General features: G+C 60.5%; 1 protein-coding gene. It reads right to left on the reverse strand.

What is annotated here, in order from left to right; genetic code table 11:
• Positions 1-303: 303 nt before the first annotated feature.
• Entirely contained in the window at positions 304-1,659 is a 1,356-nt protein-coding gene (locus tag ACR1XV_RS21390) for an IS5 family transposase (RefSeq protein ID WP_480448282.1), read from the reverse strand.
• Positions 1,660-1,875: the final 216 nt, after the last annotated feature.

A 1,875-nucleotide genomic window follows, 5' to 3' on the forward strand; every position in this document is an offset into this window, starting at 1 on the left:
CCCGTGGTCAGAGCACCGTTGGAAAAGGTCAATTCTTCACCGTTCAGTGAGATCGTCTCCCAGTTGTTGACCGTGGACCCATCCAATGTTGCGGCCACATCTGTCAATGTCAGGGTGTCGACCCATCCATCGGCAGCCGACACATCATCGCCCCCGTCGAGACCGGTAATCCCCGAGAAACCCCTTCCGGTAAACGCGAGTAAATGTTGCCCGTCATTAAGGGAGAAACTGCCGGCAATGACCGCACCACGGTTTACGCGCGTGTCGGAGTTGCTTTCATTAGTCGGCCCTGAACATATTGCTTTATGCCGCCGCGAGAGCGTGTCGTGGCCGCCGGCAGAGTGAGATCGCAGTCAGGGCGTCGAGTATCCTGCCCCAGATTTGAGGCCAAAGCTTTCTGATATGAGCCAGGATCAGGCGGATGTTGTGGCCGCAGCCGCACAGCACTGCGAAGATGGCATCGCCGAGGGTGCCCTTGAGCGGGCAGCGTCTGAGGCGACCTTCGGATTTCATGTGGCCGATGGTGGGCTCGATTGCGCTTCGCCGGCGGATCAACTTGCGAAGGACTGGTGTGACACCGCGCTTCTGGCCGCTGATAAACACCTGGCTCAAAGTCACGCCATGGCCGCGGTAGCCGCGGTCGACGAAGACCTGGGCGGGGCGGGTGTCGGTGAGGATTTCCACCTGCTCCAGCGCTTCGGCCAGAGTGTGGCCGTCGTAAGGGTTGCCGGGCAGCGACCGAATGCCGACCACAAAGCCCTCGTTCATCGTGGTGGCGACGCTGACCTTGCAGCCGAATTCGTAGCGTTTGTGGGCCTTGCCCTTGGAAATGCAGTCGACCGCGGGTTCGTGTAGCGCGTAGAGCTTGCCCTTGTCCTTCGGTTTTTGCCGCAGTAACCGGGCGGCAAGCTCCAGTTCATCGGCGATACGGGCCATGAGGCCGGGGTCGGCGACCTTCTCGAGTTGCCGCGCGATGTCGCGCATCACGCGGCCGGTATATCCTTTCAATCTTCTCAGTGCCTTGCGCATGCGCTTGAACTGCCGGGCATGGGCGTAGCGGCCGACCTGAGCCGCAAGCCTCGGAGCCAGACGCGCATAGCTCTGGCGGAGCTGTATCCCGGCCTCGCCGGCCAGCTTGACCAACCGTTGCCGGGCGCGTTCGTAGAGCCGAGCGTCGGTGGGATGGGCAATGTCTTTCTCCATCACCGTCGTGTCGACGATGACCCGCCCGACGCTCTTGTCATCTATCGCCCCGGCAGCCTTGCCGGCCTCGATGGTCTTGGTGAGCAGCCATTCGACACCCTCCTCGCCGATCCGTTTCCGCCACCGGGTCAGCGAAGACGGGTCGATCGGGGGGCGATGCTGAAAGAACACCTCGCCGCAGAAATGCTGGTAGTAGGGGTTCTCCACCCAACGCCGGACAACGGCCTCGTCAGACAGGTCATGGGCGTGCTGCAGATACAGAAGCCCGGCCACCAGCCGCGGCGATGTTGCCGGCCGACCGCGGTGCGACGGGAAAAACCCGGACCATTCGCGCTCGAAGAAATCCCAGTCGATATAGCCCTCGAGCTTAACCAGCTCATGGCGCATGTCGATCAGATCGACCAGGCGCGGGCGCAGCAAATCATCCTGTTCCAGCGGTCTCGACTTGGGCTTCATGAGGCAATCCGAAATTGCAAGAAAATCGCCCGCAGAATAGCAAACCCTGCAGCTCAAAAACACACGAAATCAGCATTTCCATCAGAAAATCAGTAGGTTGGGAATTACTCAGGGTCGACTATCGAATGACGCCACCGACAAGCTGGTCAGGGGCATCAAGCGCAAGACGCGCAAGGCAATACTCGGTCGAGAAGAAGATCAGGATTGTCCTGCCTG

This window comes from Ruegeria sp. AD2(2025) (genome assembly GCF_056542385.1).